The organism is Sphingomonas sp. S6 (genome assembly GCF_043498045.1).
Lineage (GTDB): Bacteria > Pseudomonadota > Alphaproteobacteria > Sphingomonadales > Sphingomonadaceae > Sphingomonas.
Map to the genome: position 1 here is coordinate 321800 of NZ_JBIEOE010000002.1, position 15410 is coordinate 337209.

Genomic DNA, 15410 nt, shown 5'->3' on the forward strand with positions numbered 1-15410 from the left:
GTTGGGGCACGATCGTTCCCCAAGTCCAAGGGCAAGGCATGCATTACCTCCACACGATGATCCGCGTCAGCGATCCCGACGCGACGATCGCCTTCTTCAACGTGCTCGGTCTCCACGAAGTCCGCCGCATCGACAGTGAGCAGGGCCGTTTCACGCTGATCTTCCTCGCGACGCCCGAAGACGCCAAGCTCGGCGAACGCCGCGCCGAGGTGGAGCTGACCTATAACTGGCCCGCGGAGGACGGCAGCGCACCCGAAACCTACACCGGCGGCCGCAACTTCGGCCACCTCGCCTATCGCGTCGACAATATCTACGACAGCTGCCAGGCGCTGATGGACCACGGCGTCACGATCAACCGCCCGCCGCGGGACGGCAATATGGCGTTCGTGAAGACGCCCGACGGCATCTCGATCGAACTGTTGCAGGCGGGCGACCCGCTGCCGTCGGCCGAACCGTGGGCGTCGATGCCCAACACCGGCAGCTGGTGACGCCATGATGCTGGAGATCGTCCGCGTTCCCGTGCTCAGCGACAATTACGCCTGGCTGATCCATGACGACGCCAGCGGCGAAACGGTCGCGGTCGACCCCGGCGAGGCGGCGCCGGTGCAGGCCGCTGCCACGCAGCGCGGGTGGCGGATCGATCAGGTGTGGACGACGCACTGGCACCCCGATCACGTCGGCGGCAACGATGCATTGCGGGCGGCGGGCGCCCGCATCACCGGTCCGGTGCGAGAAGCCGCCAAGATCCCGACGCTCGACGCGACGGTGGACGAAGGCGACGTGGTGCACATCGGCGGATCGGTCGCACAGGTGCTGCACGTCCCCGGCCACACCGCCGGCCACATCGCCTTCCACCTGGCGCAGGACGAGGCCATCTTCACCGGCGACACATTGTTCGCGCTCGGCTGCGGCCGGTTGTTCGAGGGCACGCCGGCAGAGATGTTCGCCAACATGCAGCGCTACGCCGACCTGCCCGACGCGACGCGCGTCTATTGCGGCCACGAATATACCCAGAGCAACGGCCGCTTCGCGCTCAGCGTCGAGCCGGACAATGCGGCGCTCGTCGCCCGGATGCGCGACGTCGATGCGGCGCGCGCGGCGGGCGAGGCGACCGTGCCGACCACCATCGGCCTGGAACGCGCGACCAACCCGTTCCTGCGTGCGAGGGACGCGGAGGAATTTGCCAAGCTGCGGGCGGGCAAGGACAATTTCAAAGGCTGAGACGTTTCACCCGGCGACAGGAGCGACATATGGCGATCAGGACACCCATTGCGATGGCGACGCTGCTGCTGGCGGCGGCCTGTGCCCAGACGCCGCAGCAACGCCTTGCCGCCGAACAGGACAGCGCCGCCGCGGCCAGCGGCTTGCAGAAGGAACTCGCCGGCCTCACCCCCGGTCAGCCGATGGCGTGCATGCCGCGCTTCAACAATACGCAGGTCAAGGCGTTCGGCCCGACGTTGGTCTATTCGGTCAGCCGCACGCTGAAATACCGCACCGACACGTCGGGCGGCTGCGAGCGTGTCGCACGCGGCGACATCCTCGTCACGCAAAGCCCGATGAGCCAGGCCTGTCAGGGCGATATCGCGACCACCGTCGACCAGGGATCGCGGATGATGTCGGGCAGCTGCTCGCTCGGCCCATTCGTCCGCTACGAGCGGCCGGCGCGATGAAGGCGCTGGCGCTGCTCGCCCTCGCGCTGCCGCTGATGGCGGCACGGTCGGACCCGCTCGCCGATCGGGTGGCGGGGACGCCGGCCGACTGCATCTCGCTGTCGAGCACCAACGGTCCGGAGATCGTCGATGCGCACACCATCCTCTATCGCCAGGGCGCGGGCCGCACGGTGTGGAAGACGGGGCCGGTCGGTGCCTGCCCGTCGCTGGCGCCGCTCAACACGCTGATCGTTGACGTGTGGGGCGGGCAACTCTGCCGCAACGACCGCTTTCGCGTGCTGACGCCGGGCACGTCGATCCCTTCAGCCTACTGCCGCTTCACCCGCTTCACGCCCTACACCTTGCCGGACAAGCGCTGACGCCTGCCTGATCTACCCGCGGCGGTGAGCGCAGCATCTAGCCGCAGCCGTCACCCCAGCGCAGGCTGGGGTCTTTCGCGGCTCATGCAGCGCGTCCCAGCCGAAAAATCCCAGCCTGCGCTGGGAGGACGGCGGGAGCGGACGATAGCGACGCTGGCACCCGCGCTGCGATCACCCTATCTTGCCGGCATGCTGCGTCCCTTCCACCTCGCCTTTCCCGTCCACGATCTCGCCGCCGCGCGCGCCTTCTACGGCGGCACCTTGGGCTGTGCGGAGGGGCGATCGAGCGACGCCTGGATCGATTTCGACCTGTTCGGCCATCAGATCGTCGCGCACCTCGATCCCGCGGCGCGCGGCGTCCGCGTCGAAAATGCCGTCGATGGCCACGACGTGCCGGTCCCGCATTTCGGCGTGGTGCTGACAATGCCGGACTGGGAAGCCCTGCGCGATCGTCTCGTCGCGGCGGGCACGCACTTCGGCATCGCTCCCCATGTCCGCTTCGTGGGCCAGCCGGGCGAGCAGGCGACGATGTTCTTCTACGACCCCTCGGGCAACGCGCTGGAGTTCAAGGCGTTTGCCGACGACGCGATGCTGTTCGCCACCACGAAGGACCCCGCATGACCGCGCCGATCGAGATCAACATTCCCCATCAACTGGGCAAGCAGGGCGTCCGCGACCGGCTGGACGGCGGCATCGGCAAGATCGGCCGGCTGATCCCCGGCGGCGCGCAGGTCGATCACCGCTGGGAGGGTGACACGATGCACTTCACCGTCGCGGCGATGGGCCAGCAGATCGGCTGCCGCGCCACCGTGTCGGACAGCAACGTCCACGCGATCGTCGACCTGCCCGGCTTCCTCGGCCTGTTTGCCGGCAAGATCCGCGACGTCATCCAGCAGGAAGCGCCAAAGCTGCTGAAATAGCAAAATCCTCCCCGCACCGCGGGGAGGGGGACCGTTCGCGCAGCGAATGGTGGAGGGGCCCATCCGCGAGCATAGCGCTTGGGGAAGCCCCCTTCCGCCGCCACCACCCGAAAGTCTTCCCCCGCCAGGGGGAGGTGGCGCAGCGAAGCCTTGACGGAGGGGGAGGTCAGCGGCACGCTTCGTTCGCTTCCCGCTCCACTATTCGGCTGACGCCGAACGGTCCCCAGCATCGGCGGGGGAGGATCACCCCATGTGCCGCTTGTCGAGCTTCCGCGCCAACGTCCGCCGGTGCATCCCCAGCCGGCGCGCGGCTTCCGAAATGTTGAAGTCCACGTCCGCCAGCGTCTGGTGGATATGCTCCCATTCCAGCGTCTTGATCGACGTCGGTGGGGCAGGGGCGATGGTCGCGTCGGCATCGCCCTCAACACGCGCGAACGCCGCCTCGATATCGTCGGTATTGGCGGGCTTGGTCAGATAGTTGGTCGCGCCCAGCTTGATCGCCTCCACCGCGGTCGCGATGCTGGCAAAGCCGGTCAGCACGACGATCTTGATCCCCGGATCGAGCGCATGCAGCGCCGCGACGCAGGTGAGGCCCGACGCGCCGCCCAGCCGCAGGTCGACCACGGCATGGTCGGGCTTGAACGCCGTCGCCGTCGCCTCCAGCGTGTCCGGCCCGTCGATCATCGCGACCGCATAGCCGCGCCGCTCGAACGATCGGCCGAGCGTACGCGCGAAGTTGGCATCGTCCTCGACGATCAGCAGGCGGCGGGGGTCGCTCATCCGCGCGCCTCCAGCGCCAGGCTGGCGATCGGCAGCCGCAGCACCGTCTCGGCGCCGCCCTCTGCCCGGTTGCGCGCCTGCAACGTACCCCCCAGCGTTCGCAACACGTTGGTCGCGAGGAACAGGCCCAGCCCTGCGCCGCGTCGCGCCTTGCTGGTGTTGTACGGCCGGCCCAGGCTGTCCAGCACCTGCGGGGGGAAGCCGCTGCCGTCATCCTGCACCGTCAGCACCAGCATCGCTTCCTCCATCCGCGCCGTCAGCGCGATCCGCTCCGCCCCGGCCTCGACCGCATTGTCCAGCAGGTTGGTCAGCGCCTGCCCCAGCGCGCGATCGGCCACGATCGGCGTGTCGTCGGACAACGCATCGTGGAAGGCGACGGTGCCCGGCCAGGCGTCGATCAGTTGCCGCAGGAACCGGCGCACCGTCGTGCGTTCGGGGGCGACGCCGGTCACCTCGCCCGCCGCGAACAGGATGCCCGACACGATCGTCTTGCAGCGCATCACCTCGGCCTGCATCTCCGCGACTTCCGCCGCGAGGCGCGGGTCATGCGTGACCGCCGGATCGGCCTTCCAGTCGCCCAGCAGCACCGCGATCGACGCGAGCGGCGTACCCAGCTCATGCGCCGCGCCGCTGGCCAGCAGGCCCATGCGCACGATCTGATCCTCTTCGGCGGCACGACGGCTCAGGTCGGCGAGATAAGCATCGCGCTCGCGCAGGTTGGCCGCGATCCGCGTCACGAACAGCACCAGCAGCACTGCGGCGAGCACGAAATTGCACCACAGTGCCAGCACGTAAACGGGCGACAGATGCGTCGCGAACCACGGCGGCAGCGCCAGCGGCGGGCTGACCGCGGCGACCATCGCAAAGGCGACGGCGGTGAAGCCGACCAGCGCCCAACTCGACCAGGTATGCAGCAGCACCGCGCCCATCACGACCTGCAACAGGTACAGCGACACGAACGGATTGTTCGCGCCGCCCGACAGGTACAGCTGCACCGACAGTGCGAAGACGTCGCACACCAACGTGCCGAACAGCTGGAAATTGGTGACCGGCCAATGCGGATGCCCCAGCCACGTCATGACGTTCAGCATCACGAGCCCGGCCAGCACCACGAACATCTGCGCGATCGGCAGCGTGATGCCGAAGCCGTAATGCACCGTCAGGATCGTCGCGAGCTGCCCACCCACCGCCATCCAGCGCAGCAGTACCAGCTGCCGCATATTGCGCGCCGCGGCATCGTCGGGCGCAGGCGGCGGCAGGCGGACGGCGTGGCTCATAACCCCCGTGGTAGCGCGCGCCGCCCCGCACGTCATCCCGGCGCAGGGGAAAGGGCCGGACCGAACACTCACCCAATCCGTCACCCCGGCCTTGATCCGGGGTCCCGCTGTTGGCGACCGTCGAAGAAGCGGGACCCCGGCTCAAGGCCGGGGTGACGATGGGGCGGGGGGTGACGATGGGGGCGTGGGCTTTTCGCGTACCTCGCGGCAGAACGGATCGCTCACGTCTGTCCGAGGTCTTCGCCCACCCACCCCGTCACCCCGGACTCGTTCCGGGGTCCACCGTGCCGCACGGGGACGACCAGAGCCTCCAGCTCCCCGCTCGCCACAGACAAGCCTCGGAGCAACGGAGCCAACCAGCAACCGCCGCTCAGAACCGCCAGTCGATCGTATCCGTTTCGTCCGAGCAAATGCCGCGCAACGCCGCCCACTCACGTGCGTCCAGCGCCGGCGTGTACACCGCCCCCTTCGCCACGCTCGCCCGGAAGCGCTTCGCCCGGTCCGCCGACACCGGATGGCTGGCGATATAGGCGAACATCCGTTCCGTGCTGCCCGCGCCCTTGCCCAGCCGGTCGAAGAAGCGCGCGGTCGGCACCGGCGACAGCTTCGCATCGCGCAGCATGTCGATCGCCCGGCCATCGGCGCGCGCCTCCGCATCGCGCGAATAGGCGGTGGCGAGCAGCGCATTGGTATAGCCGCCGACATGCCCCTCCATCCCGCCGAGCAGGACGGACAGGCCCATCTGCCGCAGCAGCGATTCCATCACGTCGCGCCCGCGGACGTGGCCGATCTCATGCGCGATCACGCCCGCGACCTCGTCGGGTGATTGCGCCGCCTGGATCAGCCCGTCGAACACCACGATCCGTCCGCCGGGCAGCGTCACCGCATTGACCATCGGCAGTTTGACGACATGCACCTCCAGCGTGCGATCGTCGGGGTCGACGCGCTGCACTAGCGTCGCCAGCGCGGCGCGTCCGGCGGGATCGGAACAGCCCTTGCGGCCGAAATCGCCCATCATCACGTCGCCCAGCCGCTGTTCGGCCGACGCGGGGATCATCCGCGCAAGCAGGGCAGGGGTGCGCAGGACGACGACCACGACGATGGCCGCCAGCACCGCAAAGACGCCGACCGCGCGCCACAGCCCCAGCCGATCGACCCAGCGGCCGTAGCGATGCGCGCCCGGCAGCGCCGCGGCCAGATCGGCCGGCACCGCGCCGTCGAAGGTGATCCGCCAGCCCGGGTGCCCCTTGCGCCCGAAGCTCGCCTGCCCGGCGTCGCCGTCACCCGGCGTCAGTTCGGCGAACGCTACCCGCTCGCCGGCCTGCCCGTCGTCCGCCAGCGTGAAGCCGTCGCCCTCGGCGACCAGCTCCACCCGGCGGCGCAGCGCGGTGACGCCGTCGTAATGCCAGACGTCTGCGCGCATGGGGTCAGAACGCGCCGACATCGAAGGCGTCGAGCAGCCCTTCGCCCTGACCCGGTTCACGCGTCCGCGACTGGGTCAGCGTGTCGATCTCCACCTCGCCATAGGCCGCGAGGTGACGGATGAAGAACGCCCAGTTGCGGTACGGCACAAAGATATAGCCGACGCCGAAGGTGACCACCGTCAGCCCCAGGTTACCGAGGTACAGCTTCACCCAGTCCATCGTCGATGCCTCGAACCCGAACTCCAGCTTGCCCAGCGATGTCGCGCCGATCGCCTCGCGGAAGAAGGCGGCATAGAAGGCCATGGCGACGAGGCCCAGCACGCCGAAGAACAGGATGTAGAAGAGGACGCCCGCCAGCGCGATCGTCACGATCATCCCGCTCGTCGGCGGCGCATCGGATTTCAGCGCGGCCGCGACCCCGGCAAAGATCGCGATCAGGATACCGACGACGAAAGACAGGGCGATCGGCACGACGTAGAACAGCAGGAACCGCTTGAACACCGGCTGCCAGCGCGCATGGCTCCGGAAGGGCAACGACCCGAAGCTCATCGCATTCCAACGCTGGTTCCACAGCTTGGCCATCGCCCACGGCGTCATCAGATAGATGGTCAGGAACGACAGCAGCGTCCGCCAGAAATAGCTCCAGCCATATACGACGCCCTGGTCGTCGCTGCCGCCGCGGATGCCATGCCACAAGGTCCGGCTGAGGCGGTAGCGCAGCGCCCGGAACCGCGCGACGCCGAAGAGATACAGGATCGCGAGATAGAGCAGGCCCACCATCAGCCCCGCCGCACCCTGATGCCCGCGCATCATCACGCCCTGCAGGACGAGGTTGATGACGCCGAACGGCACGACGAACAGGACGAAGGCGAGCAGATAGCCGACGAACAGCTCCAGCCCCGTGCCCGTCCATTCCAGCCGGTCGTCGATGAACTGCGTCCGGCTCCACAGATACCGCCGCGTCCGCGTCCGCGCCCAAAAGACGTAGACGCCCAGCGTGACGATCGTCAGCAGCAGGTTGGTGAAGGCGATCGGCGCATAATCCTGCCACCGCCCGGTAAAGCGGAACGCCCGCGTCGCTGCCTGTTCGTCACTCATGTCCGTCCCCCTCGCGGGGCAATGGAGCCGAGCGCCGGGGGCGGGTCAACGACAATCTGGGTCAAGGACCGGGCAATTCCCCACCGACGCGCCCGCCCCGCATGGCATGCCCGTGTCTAACTCCCTGGGCACATTTGCCTTCGTCGCCCGGACAACGATCTGGCGTTTTTGGCTGCCAAAGTGTGACCTCGGCTCGGGTCCGGGGTCATGGAGGCAATCGCCTCCATCTCCCCAAGCTAACCGGCCGCCGGCGCGGCGCCCCTTATGGCAAGCGCCGAAAGCCCTCACCACCCCCCCCACCTCCGTCACCCCGGACCTGATCCGGGGTCCAGCTTCCTCGCGCCGGGAGCAGAAGCGGGATCGCGGCTCAAGGCCGGGATGACGGGTGCGCTGGCGTCACCTGACCGCATCCCCACCCATCCGGCCCACCGTCCGAATGGCACGCCAAGGCCAGCACTCCCAAACCCCCACATCCGTCACCCCGGACTTGATCCGGGGTCCCGCTTCTCTACCGCGGCCGCCCACATCAAAACCGAACCGACACAAGCGCCGGCATCACCCCGCAAACCCATCGATCGCCGCCTGAAACGCCGCAGGCTGGTCGAGCATCACGAAATGCGCCGCATCGCCGATCCCCACGAACCGCACGTTCGGCGCTCCGGCATAGGCCGTGGTGTACAGCGCCTTCGCCTGCGCCTCGCTCGGTCCCGACGCGGCCCAGGGATAGACGAGCGTGATCGGCGTCGCGATCTGCGGCATCGCGGGGCGCAGGTCGGTGGTCATGTCCTCGTACATCGCCTGTGCGGAGACGCGCGGATCGGCGGCCTTCGCCCAAGCGGCGACCTTGGCGCGCGATTCGGGCTTCAGCGCCAGCCGGTCGGCGATGGCGGTCGCGGCGGCGGCATCGGCGGGCTTGCCATAGCTTGCCGCCTGCATGTCGCGCATCGCCTTCGCGCGCGGTTCGATCATCGCGACGGTCGCGGTCGGCGCAAACAGCGTGCCGATAAAGGGCAGCGAATCGACGATCATCAGCTTGCCCGCATCGCCCGGATGCGCCTTGGCCAGCATCAGCGCGGCGAGCCCGCCCATCGAATGGCCGACCACCGCGGCGCCGGCGATCTTCTCCTTGGCGATCAGCGCGTGCAGGTCCGCGACCACGCCGTCGAGCACGCCCGGCGACAGGTTCGCGCCCGGCGCATCGCCAGCGAAGCCGTTGACCTGCACCACATAGACGCGGTGGGTCTTCGCAAGGCCCGGCACCACGCCATCCCATACCGCGCGCGGGCTGGACAGGCCGGGGATCAGGATCACCGGACTCCCCTTGCCGGTCGCCACCACCGAGATATGCGCCATCCGAACCTCGGCAGTAGCGGGGGCGGCGGCAGGCGCGGCGGCATGGCTCGGCGTCGGCTGCAGGACGACGCCCAGCGTCAGGGCGGAGGCGGCAAGGCGCAAACCGAGAAACCGGATCATATTATTTCTCCTTGGACGGACTGACGAAGACGTCTTCGATGGCAAGCTCGAACAGTTCGGCGATGCGGAAGGCGAGGGGGAGCGAGGGATCGTAGCGCCCCGTCTCGATCGCATTGACGCTCTGCCGGCTGACCTCCAGCTGTTCGGCAAGATGCTGCTGGCTCCAGCCGCGCGCCGCCCGCAGCGCGCGCAGGTGGTTGTTCATGCGCCGTCCCCGGCAAAGCGGTCGCGCAGCCCCATCGCGCACTGCCACAAGCCGAAACAGCCGCACCAGACGGGGAAGGTCAGGAAGGTCGGGAAGTGTCCGACGGCCCCGCCATTTTCCAGGAACCCCCAGATGGACGTGATGACCAGCATGATGCCGAGGCCACCCAGCATCGCCGTGGCCAGCCGTGTACGGATGAACTCGTCGCGCTCCTCGATCAGATAGGCGCCCATCACCAGGATCGCCGCTACGATCGGCAGCGCCGGCGCTACGGAAAGAAGCGCGAGCATTGCCCCCTGCGGCTTCTGATCACGGATCATGGCCGTGCAGGCAAACAGCACCAGCACGTACATCGTCATCGCTGGAAAAAAACGGCGCAGGTAGCGGCGCTGCGCCGGGTTCAGCTTTTCGCCGCGTCGAATCGAGAACATCACAGCCTCCTTCGTATGTGAAGGAGGCTTTACATGGAAAGCTCGCTTTACGTCAAGTGAACTTTACATCAGATGACGAATTCCACCGATCGGCGCTGGGCCTCGTCGGCGCGCTTGGCGACGATTTCGGCGTGGAGTGCGCTGATCGTGCGACTGCCGGTGGTGGTGAACAGGAACGGGAAGACGCCATGCGCCAGCGCGCCGAGCCCGCCGGCGATCATGCGCAGGCCGAACCGGGTCGCGACGCCCAGATGCTGCGTATAGCTTTCGCCGACCGAGGCGGGGTGCGCGGTAAACGGGTTCATGGATCACCTCCTGACCCGCAGCAGGCTACCCCTTCGCGCGCAGGCTTTCCAGCATCTCGGCGGCGAGCAGGCTCAGCGTGTCGTCTCTCGCGCCCATCACGACGATTCGGTCGCCCGGCCGCGCCTCGGCAACGAGCAGCGCGGCGGCCTCCGCCCGGTCTGCGACATGGCGCGCGTCGCGGCCGGCGGCGGTCAGGTCCGCGACGATGTCGGCGCTCGTCACCTCGCGGGTCACGGTGCCGCCGTGATAGACCGGATCGGGCAGGACGAGGACGTCGTCGGGGCGCAGCCGCTGCGTCAGGCTCTCGACCAGCTCGCGCCGCATCACCTTCAGCGGGCCATAGCCATGCGGCTGGAACAGGATGCGCAAGCGCCCGGGAAAGGCGTGCAGCGTGTCGAGCGTCGCGGCGATCTTGTCGGGGTTGTGCCCGAAATCGTCGATCACCGCGACCCCGCCCGCGTCGCCGACGAAGTCGAACCGGCGCCTCAGCCCGGTAAAGCCGCCGATCGCCTCCGCCGCCTGTTCCAGCGGAATGCCGGCCGCAACGACGGCGGCAATCGCCGCGAGCGCATTGGCGACATTGTGCCGGCCCGGCACGGCAAGTCGGACACGCAGCCGCACCTCGCCCGCGCCGAAGGGTGAGGGCAGGCGCGCTACCAGCTCAAACGCGATCGCAAACGGCTCCGGCACGAGGTTCTCGGCGCGCAGATCCGCCTCCGCCTCCACCGCGACGGTCACCACATTCGCCATCCCGGCGACCAACGCCGCCGTCTCCGCATCCCCTACATTGGCGACGACCACCTCGGCCTTGCCCGCAAAGTCGGCGAACAGCCGCCGCAGCTCGTCCAGCCCCTTGTGATCCAGGCTGACGTTGTTCAGCACCGCAATCCGCGGCACGTAGCGCGCGATCGACCCGTCGCTCTCGTCTACCTCGCTGACGAAGGCATCGCCCCCTTCCTTTCTATTGGCCCCCACCAGCGCGCTCGCGAACGGCGCATCCGGTGCCGCGAAATTCTTCATCACCGCGCCGTTCATCACCGTGGGGTCGCGCCCCGCCGCGTGCAGGATCCAGCCGATCATGCCCGTCACGGTCGACTTGCCGCTCGTCCCCGCGATGCCGATTGGCAGCTCGCTCGCGTTGAACAGGGCGCTCAGCAGCTCGGCACGGCTCATCCGGGCGCAGCCCAGCCGCGTCGCGGCGACGATATCCGCCACCGTGTCCTCGACGGCAGCAGAGGCGACGACGGTCTGCTCCGCCGACACGATGCCGCTGCCGTCCTGCGGGTGCAGGCGGATGCCGCGCGCGATCAGGCTGTCGAACTTGGCGGGCACGCGGCCCTGGTCCAGCCCGCGGTCCGATCCTTCGACGATTGCGCCGCGACCGGCCAGGATCGTCGCCAGCGGCATCATCCCCGATCCGCCGATGCCGACCAGAAAGAAGCGTTGACCCTGTACCGTCTCGGAAATGTTGCCGTTCGCCATCGCCCCGCGCTATCGCCGGGCATCGGCAGGCACAAGGCTCTGTCGGCCAGCAGGGGCACACGCATGCGGATTGGAGTGGTGGCGCCGGCCAGCATCGGCAACAAGGATGCCGAGGCACCGTTCATCGCCTTCACCGCCTTGGCCTATCCCGAGGTCGACCTGATCGTCCATCCGCAATGTTGGGAGGTGGACGGCCATTTCGCCGGCAGCGACCAGCGGCGTGCCGACGCGTTTCTCGAATTCGCCAACGATCCCGGCTTCGACGCGATCTGGTTCCTGCGTGGCGGCTATGGCTCGAACCGCATTCTGCCGATCGTCATGCCGCAGCTGGGGCCGGCGGCGCGGCACAAGACGTATCTCGGCTATTCCGACATGGGCTTCCTGCTCGGCGCGCTCTACGCCGCGCGGATCGGCCGACCGGTCCATGGTCCTATGGCGAGCGACATCCGCCGCACGCATGGCGACCAGACGATCGCCCGTTCGCTGGGCTGGTTGGCGCGCGGCGACCGGCAGGGGCTGGAACCGGGGCTCGACGGCCGCCCGGCGGCGGCATTCAACCTGTCGATCCTTGGGAGCCTGATCGGCACGCCCTATTTGCCCGACCTCGCCGACCATGTCCTCATCATCGAGGAGGTGTCGGAACCGATGTACAATATCGACCGGCTGCTGTTCCACATGGGCCATGCGACCCAGTTGAAGGGCATCGCCGGCGTCCGCCTCGGCAGCGTCACCGCGGTGACGCCGAACGAGCCGCAGTGGAACGAGGACATCGAATATATGGTCCGCCGCTGGTGCCGCGACCTGGGCGTACCGTATCTGGGGAGGGCCGACGTCGGCCACACCCAGACCAACCGCGTGGTCCCGTTCGGGATCGTTTGAGGGCGGCGGTAGCCACCTCCACTCCGTCACCCCGGACTTGGTCCGGGGGCCACCGAGCCGCGCGGGGGCGGCAAGAGGCTCGAGCCATTCCCCTCGCCGCAGAGTGGACCCCGGACCAAGTCCGGGGTGACGGAGAGGGGCTGTCCTACACGCCCCGTTTATGCCTAAGCTCCCCGCCATGGCCCACGTCGCGCCTTCGCCCATCACGCCGGCACCGCCGCGTCGGGACAGCACGGGTGGCCCTTTCGACCATAACGTACCGTCCACTTCGGCAACTTCCAGCGCCCCGAACGGCCGCCACACCCCCGAATCGCCCCCGCGACTCGCCTTGCGTCCGTCACACCCCCGCGTGCATAAGCCGCGCTGTCGTTACCCAAGGAAGCCTTGAACCCATGTCTGTCATGTTCCGTATCACGCTGCCCGACGGTTCCGTCCGCGAGGTTGCGCCGGGGACTACCCCCGCGGACGTGGCCGCCGCCATCGGTCCGGGCCTCGCCAAGGCGGCGCTCGCCGCGCGCATCGACGGGCAGGTGCGCGATCTCAACCGCCCCTTCGACGGCGATACGCAACTCGCGCTGGTGACCGCGAAGGACGAAGCCGACGCGCTCGAACTCGTCCGTCACGACCTCGCGCACGTCATGGCGGAGGCGGTGCAGCACCTGTTCCCCGGCACGCAGATCACCTTCGGCCCCGCGACCGAGGACGGCTTCTACTACGACTTCGCGCCGAAGGACCGCCCCTTCACCGAAGACGACCTGCCCGCGATCGAGGCGGAGATGCGCCGCATCATCGCGAAGAACGAACCGTTCACGCGCGAAGTGTGGAGCCGCGAACAGCTGATCGACACCTGGACCCGCCAAGGCGAGACCTTCAAGGCCGAATGGGCCGCCGAACTGCCCGAGGGCGAGGAACTGACGATCTACCGTCAGGGCGAATGGCTCGACATGTGCCGCGGGCCGCACATGGTCTCGACCGGCAAGCTCGACCCCAACGCCTTCAAGCTGACGCGCGTGTCGGGCGCCTATTGGCGCGGCGACCAGAAGAACGCGATGCTCAGCCGCATCTACGGCACCGGCTGGCTCAACAAGAAGCAGCTCGACCAGCACCTCTTCATGCTGGAGGAAGCCGCCAAGCGCGACCATCGCAAGATCGGCGCGGAGATGGACCTGTTTCACCTCCAGTCGGAGGCGCAGGGCTCCGTCTTCTGGCACCCCAAGGGTTTCGTGCTGTGGCGGCAGATGGAGGCCTATATGCGCCGCCGCCTCGACGCCGCCGATTATGCCGAGGTCAAGACGCCGCAGCTGATGGACGCGCGCCAGTGGGAACAGTCGGGACACTGGGGCAAGTATCGCGAGAACATGTTCGTGGTGCCGGACGAGATTCCGAACACCGAGGATGAAGGGGCCGTGCTGTCGGGCAATGCCGACCTGATGGCGCTGAAGCCGATGAACTGCCCCGCGCACGTCCTGATCTTCAAACAGGGGATCAAGAGCTACCGCGACCTGCCGATCCGCATGGCCGAATTCGGCTGCTGCCACCGCAACGAGCCGCACGGCGCGCTCCACGGCATCATGCGCGTGCGCCAGTTCACGCAGGACGACGCGCATATCTTCGTGCGCGAAGACCAGCTCGTCGACGAGGTGCGCAAATTCTGCGAGCTGCTCCACTCGGTCTATCAGGACCTCGGCTTCACCGATTATGCGGTGAAGCTGGCGCTGCGCCCGGAAAAGCGGTTCGGCTCGGATGAGATGTGGGACCAGGCGGAGCAGGAACTGCGCGACGCGGTGCAGGCGTCGAACCTGCCGGAGGACATCAAGGCGAAGTTCGAGGAACTGCCGGGCGAAGGCGCCTTCTACGCCCCCAAGCTCGAATTCCACCTGACCGACGCGATCGGCCGGACGTGGCAGGTCGGCACCATCCAGTCCGACCGCGTGCTGCCCGACCGCCTCGACGCGAGCTATGTCGGCGAGGACGGCAACCGCCACCGCCCGATCATGCTCCACCGCGCGATCCTCGGCACGTTCGAACGCTTCATCGGCATCCTGATCGAACACCACGCCGGCCGCTTCCCGCTGTGGCTGTCGCCGGTGCAGGCGGTCGTCGCGACGATCGTTTCCGACGCGGACGGCTTTGCCGAAGAGGTGGCGGCGACCCTGCGCAAGGCGGGCCTCCGCGTCGAAACCGACCTGCGCAACGAGAAGATCAACTACAAGGTCCGCGAACATTCGGTCGCCAAGGTCCCGGTCCTGCTCGTCGTCGGCAAGCGCGAAGCCGAGGAAGGCAAGGTCGCCATCCGCCGCCTCGGCAGCCAGGCCCAGCAGATCGTGACCGTCGACGAAGCGCTGGCTATGCTCCGCGAAGAGGCAACTCCGCCCGACCTGCGCGGCTGAAGGAGACGGCGCGTCTTTCAAAAGGCGCGCCGATCCCTTATATACGTTCGCAAACCACCACAGGAGCAATACCCATACGTCCTCCCATGATGCGCCGGCCGAACCAGGCGCCGCCGATGAACGGTCCTCGTTTCAACGAATGGATCCAGAGCCCCAAGGTCCGCGTCATCGACCATGAGGGTGAGAATCTTGGCGTGATGTACACGCGCGAGGCGATGGCGCAGGCGCAGGAAGTCGGCCTGGATCTGGTCGAGGTGTCGCCGAACGCCGATCCGCCCGTCGCCAAGTTCCTCGACGTCGGCAAGTTCAAGTACGAGGCGCAGAAGAAGGCGAACCTCGCCCGCAAGTCGCAGAAGACGCAGGAGATCAAGGAGATCAAGATGCGTCCGAACATCGACGACCACGATTACGACACCAAGATGAAGAAGGTCGCGGAGTTCATCGAGGATGGCGACAAGGTGAAGGTCACCATGCGCTTCCGCGGTCGCGAGCTCAGCCACGGCCAGCTCGGCATGAACGTGCTGCAGCGCGTCGCGGAACAGGTGCAGGAAATCGCCAAGGTCGAAGCCTATCCGCGTATGGAAGGCCGTCAGATGCTCATGGTGCTCGCGCCAAAGTAAGCATCCGGCCGGATCGGCGCTTTCCGTAGCGTCATCTGAAATATGCCTTTTTTGAACACCGGGTCCGGCAACGGGCCCGGTGTTGCGCATGGGAGA

At 67.8% G+C, this 15410-nt stretch carries 18 protein-coding genes; 9 read left to right on the top strand and 9 right to left on the bottom strand.

Annotated features, from left to right (window positions below; translation table 11 throughout):
• The first annotated feature begins 38 nt into the window (after positions 1-38).
• The 6 genes from ACGVWT_RS04465 (at position 39) to ACGVWT_RS04490 (ending at position 2949) form a co-directional block, all read left to right on the top strand.
• Positions 39-488 (top strand): VOC family protein, encoded by a 450-nt coding sequence (locus tag ACGVWT_RS04465; protein ID WP_116461697.1) that lies wholly within the window; start codon positions 39-41, stop codon positions 486-488.
• Between the two features lie 7 nt (positions 489-495).
• The gene (gloB, locus tag ACGVWT_RS04470; RefSeq protein ID WP_315461659.1) at positions 496-1221 is read left to right on the top strand and encodes a hydroxyacylglutathione hydrolase; all 726 of its coding nucleotides are present in this window, start codon (positions 496-498) and stop codon (positions 1219-1221) included.
• A gap of 29 nt (positions 1222-1250) precedes the next feature.
• Positions 1251-1670, top strand: coding sequence for a hypothetical protein (locus ACGVWT_RS04475; protein WP_315461525.1), 420 nt, complete (start codon positions 1251-1253; stop codon positions 1668-1670).
• Positions 1667-2029 carry a hypothetical protein gene (locus tag ACGVWT_RS04480; protein ID WP_315461524.1) on the top strand — a complete coding sequence of 121 codons (363 nt, stop codon included), beginning with the start codon at positions 1667-1669 and terminating at the stop codon, positions 2027-2029. The genes ACGVWT_RS04475 and ACGVWT_RS04480 overlap by 4 nt, the downstream gene beginning before the upstream one ends.
• 189 nt (positions 2030-2218) lie before the next feature.
• The gene (locus ACGVWT_RS04485; protein ID WP_315461523.1) at positions 2219-2650 is read left to right on the top strand and encodes a VOC family protein; all 432 of its coding nucleotides are present in this window, start codon (positions 2219-2221) and stop codon (positions 2648-2650) included.
• A complete protein-coding gene (locus ACGVWT_RS04490) occupies positions 2647-2949 on the top strand; it encodes a polyhydroxyalkanoic acid system family protein (protein WP_315461522.1) in 303 nt (100 codons plus the stop codon). The genes ACGVWT_RS04485 and ACGVWT_RS04490 overlap by 4 nt, the downstream gene beginning before the upstream one ends.
• A gap of 243 nt (positions 2950-3192) precedes the next feature.
• Here ACGVWT_RS04490 and ACGVWT_RS04495 read toward each other — a convergent pair whose 3' ends face one another.
• From ACGVWT_RS04495 to ACGVWT_RS04535, 9 genes are all read right to left on the bottom strand, one after another.
• Complete coding sequence (locus tag ACGVWT_RS04495; protein ID WP_315461521.1) at positions 3193-3729, bottom strand: response regulator transcription factor; 537 nt, start codon at positions 3727-3729, stop codon at positions 3193-3195.
• Positions 3726-5006, bottom strand: coding sequence for an ATP-binding protein (locus ACGVWT_RS04500; RefSeq protein WP_315461520.1), 1281 nt, complete (start codon positions 5004-5006; stop codon positions 3726-3728). The genes ACGVWT_RS04495 and ACGVWT_RS04500 overlap by 4 nt, the downstream gene beginning before the upstream one ends.
• Before the next feature lie 370 nt (positions 5007-5376).
• On the bottom strand, positions 5377-6450 hold the full coding sequence (locus tag ACGVWT_RS04505) for a M48 family metallopeptidase (RefSeq protein ID WP_315461519.1): 1074 nt from the start codon (positions 6448-6450) through the stop codon (positions 5377-5379).
• The gene (locus tag ACGVWT_RS04510; RefSeq protein ID WP_315461518.1) at positions 6434-7528 is read right to left on the bottom strand and encodes a YjgN family protein; all 1095 of its coding nucleotides are present in this window, start codon (positions 7526-7528) and stop codon (positions 6434-6436) included. Before ACGVWT_RS04510 ends, ACGVWT_RS04505 begins: the two co-directional genes overlap by 17 nt.
• A 555-nt stretch (positions 7529-8083) precedes the next feature.
• Positions 8084-9001 carry an alpha/beta fold hydrolase gene (locus tag ACGVWT_RS04515; protein ID WP_315461517.1) on the bottom strand — a complete coding sequence of 306 codons (918 nt, stop codon included), beginning with the start codon at positions 8999-9001 and terminating at the stop codon, positions 8084-8086.
• 1 nt (position 9002) lies between these two features.
• Positions 9003-9206, bottom strand: a complete 204-nt coding sequence (locus ACGVWT_RS04520; RefSeq protein WP_116461708.1) for a helix-turn-helix transcriptional regulator — start codon at positions 9204-9206, stop codon at positions 9003-9005.
• Positions 9203-9637, bottom strand: a complete 435-nt coding sequence (locus tag ACGVWT_RS04525; RefSeq protein ID WP_315461516.1) for a hypothetical protein — start codon at positions 9635-9637, stop codon at positions 9203-9205. Before ACGVWT_RS04525 ends, ACGVWT_RS04520 begins: the two co-directional genes overlap by 4 nt.
• A 68-nt stretch (positions 9638-9705) precedes the next feature.
• Positions 9706-9942 (bottom strand): DUF6356 family protein, encoded by a 237-nt coding sequence (locus ACGVWT_RS04530; protein WP_116461710.1) that lies wholly within the window; start codon positions 9940-9942, stop codon positions 9706-9708.
• Positions 9943-9967: 25 nt separating this feature from the next.
• A complete protein-coding gene (locus tag ACGVWT_RS04535; protein WP_315461515.1) occupies positions 9968-11425 on the bottom strand; it encodes a glutamate ligase domain-containing protein in 1458 nt (485 codons plus the stop codon).
• Between the two features lie 63 nt (positions 11426-11488).
• Between ACGVWT_RS04535 and ACGVWT_RS04540 the strand changes: the two genes are divergently transcribed.
• The 3 genes from ACGVWT_RS04540 to infC all read left to right on the top strand — a co-directional run bounded on the left by ACGVWT_RS04540 (position 11489) and on the right by infC (position 15314).
• Positions 11489-12304 (top strand): LD-carboxypeptidase, encoded by an 816-nt coding sequence (locus ACGVWT_RS04540; RefSeq protein WP_315461514.1) that lies wholly within the window; start codon positions 11489-11491, stop codon positions 12302-12304.
• Between the two features lie 392 nt (positions 12305-12696).
• Entirely contained in the window at positions 12697-14694 is a 1998-nt protein-coding gene (gene thrS, locus ACGVWT_RS04545) for a threonine--tRNA ligase (protein ID WP_315461513.1), read from the top strand.
• 86 nt (positions 14695-14780) lie between these two features.
• Entirely contained in the window at positions 14781-15314 is a 534-nt protein-coding gene (infC, locus tag ACGVWT_RS04550) for a translation initiation factor IF-3 (protein WP_017979637.1), read from the top strand.
• Positions 15315-15410: the final 96 nt, after the last annotated feature.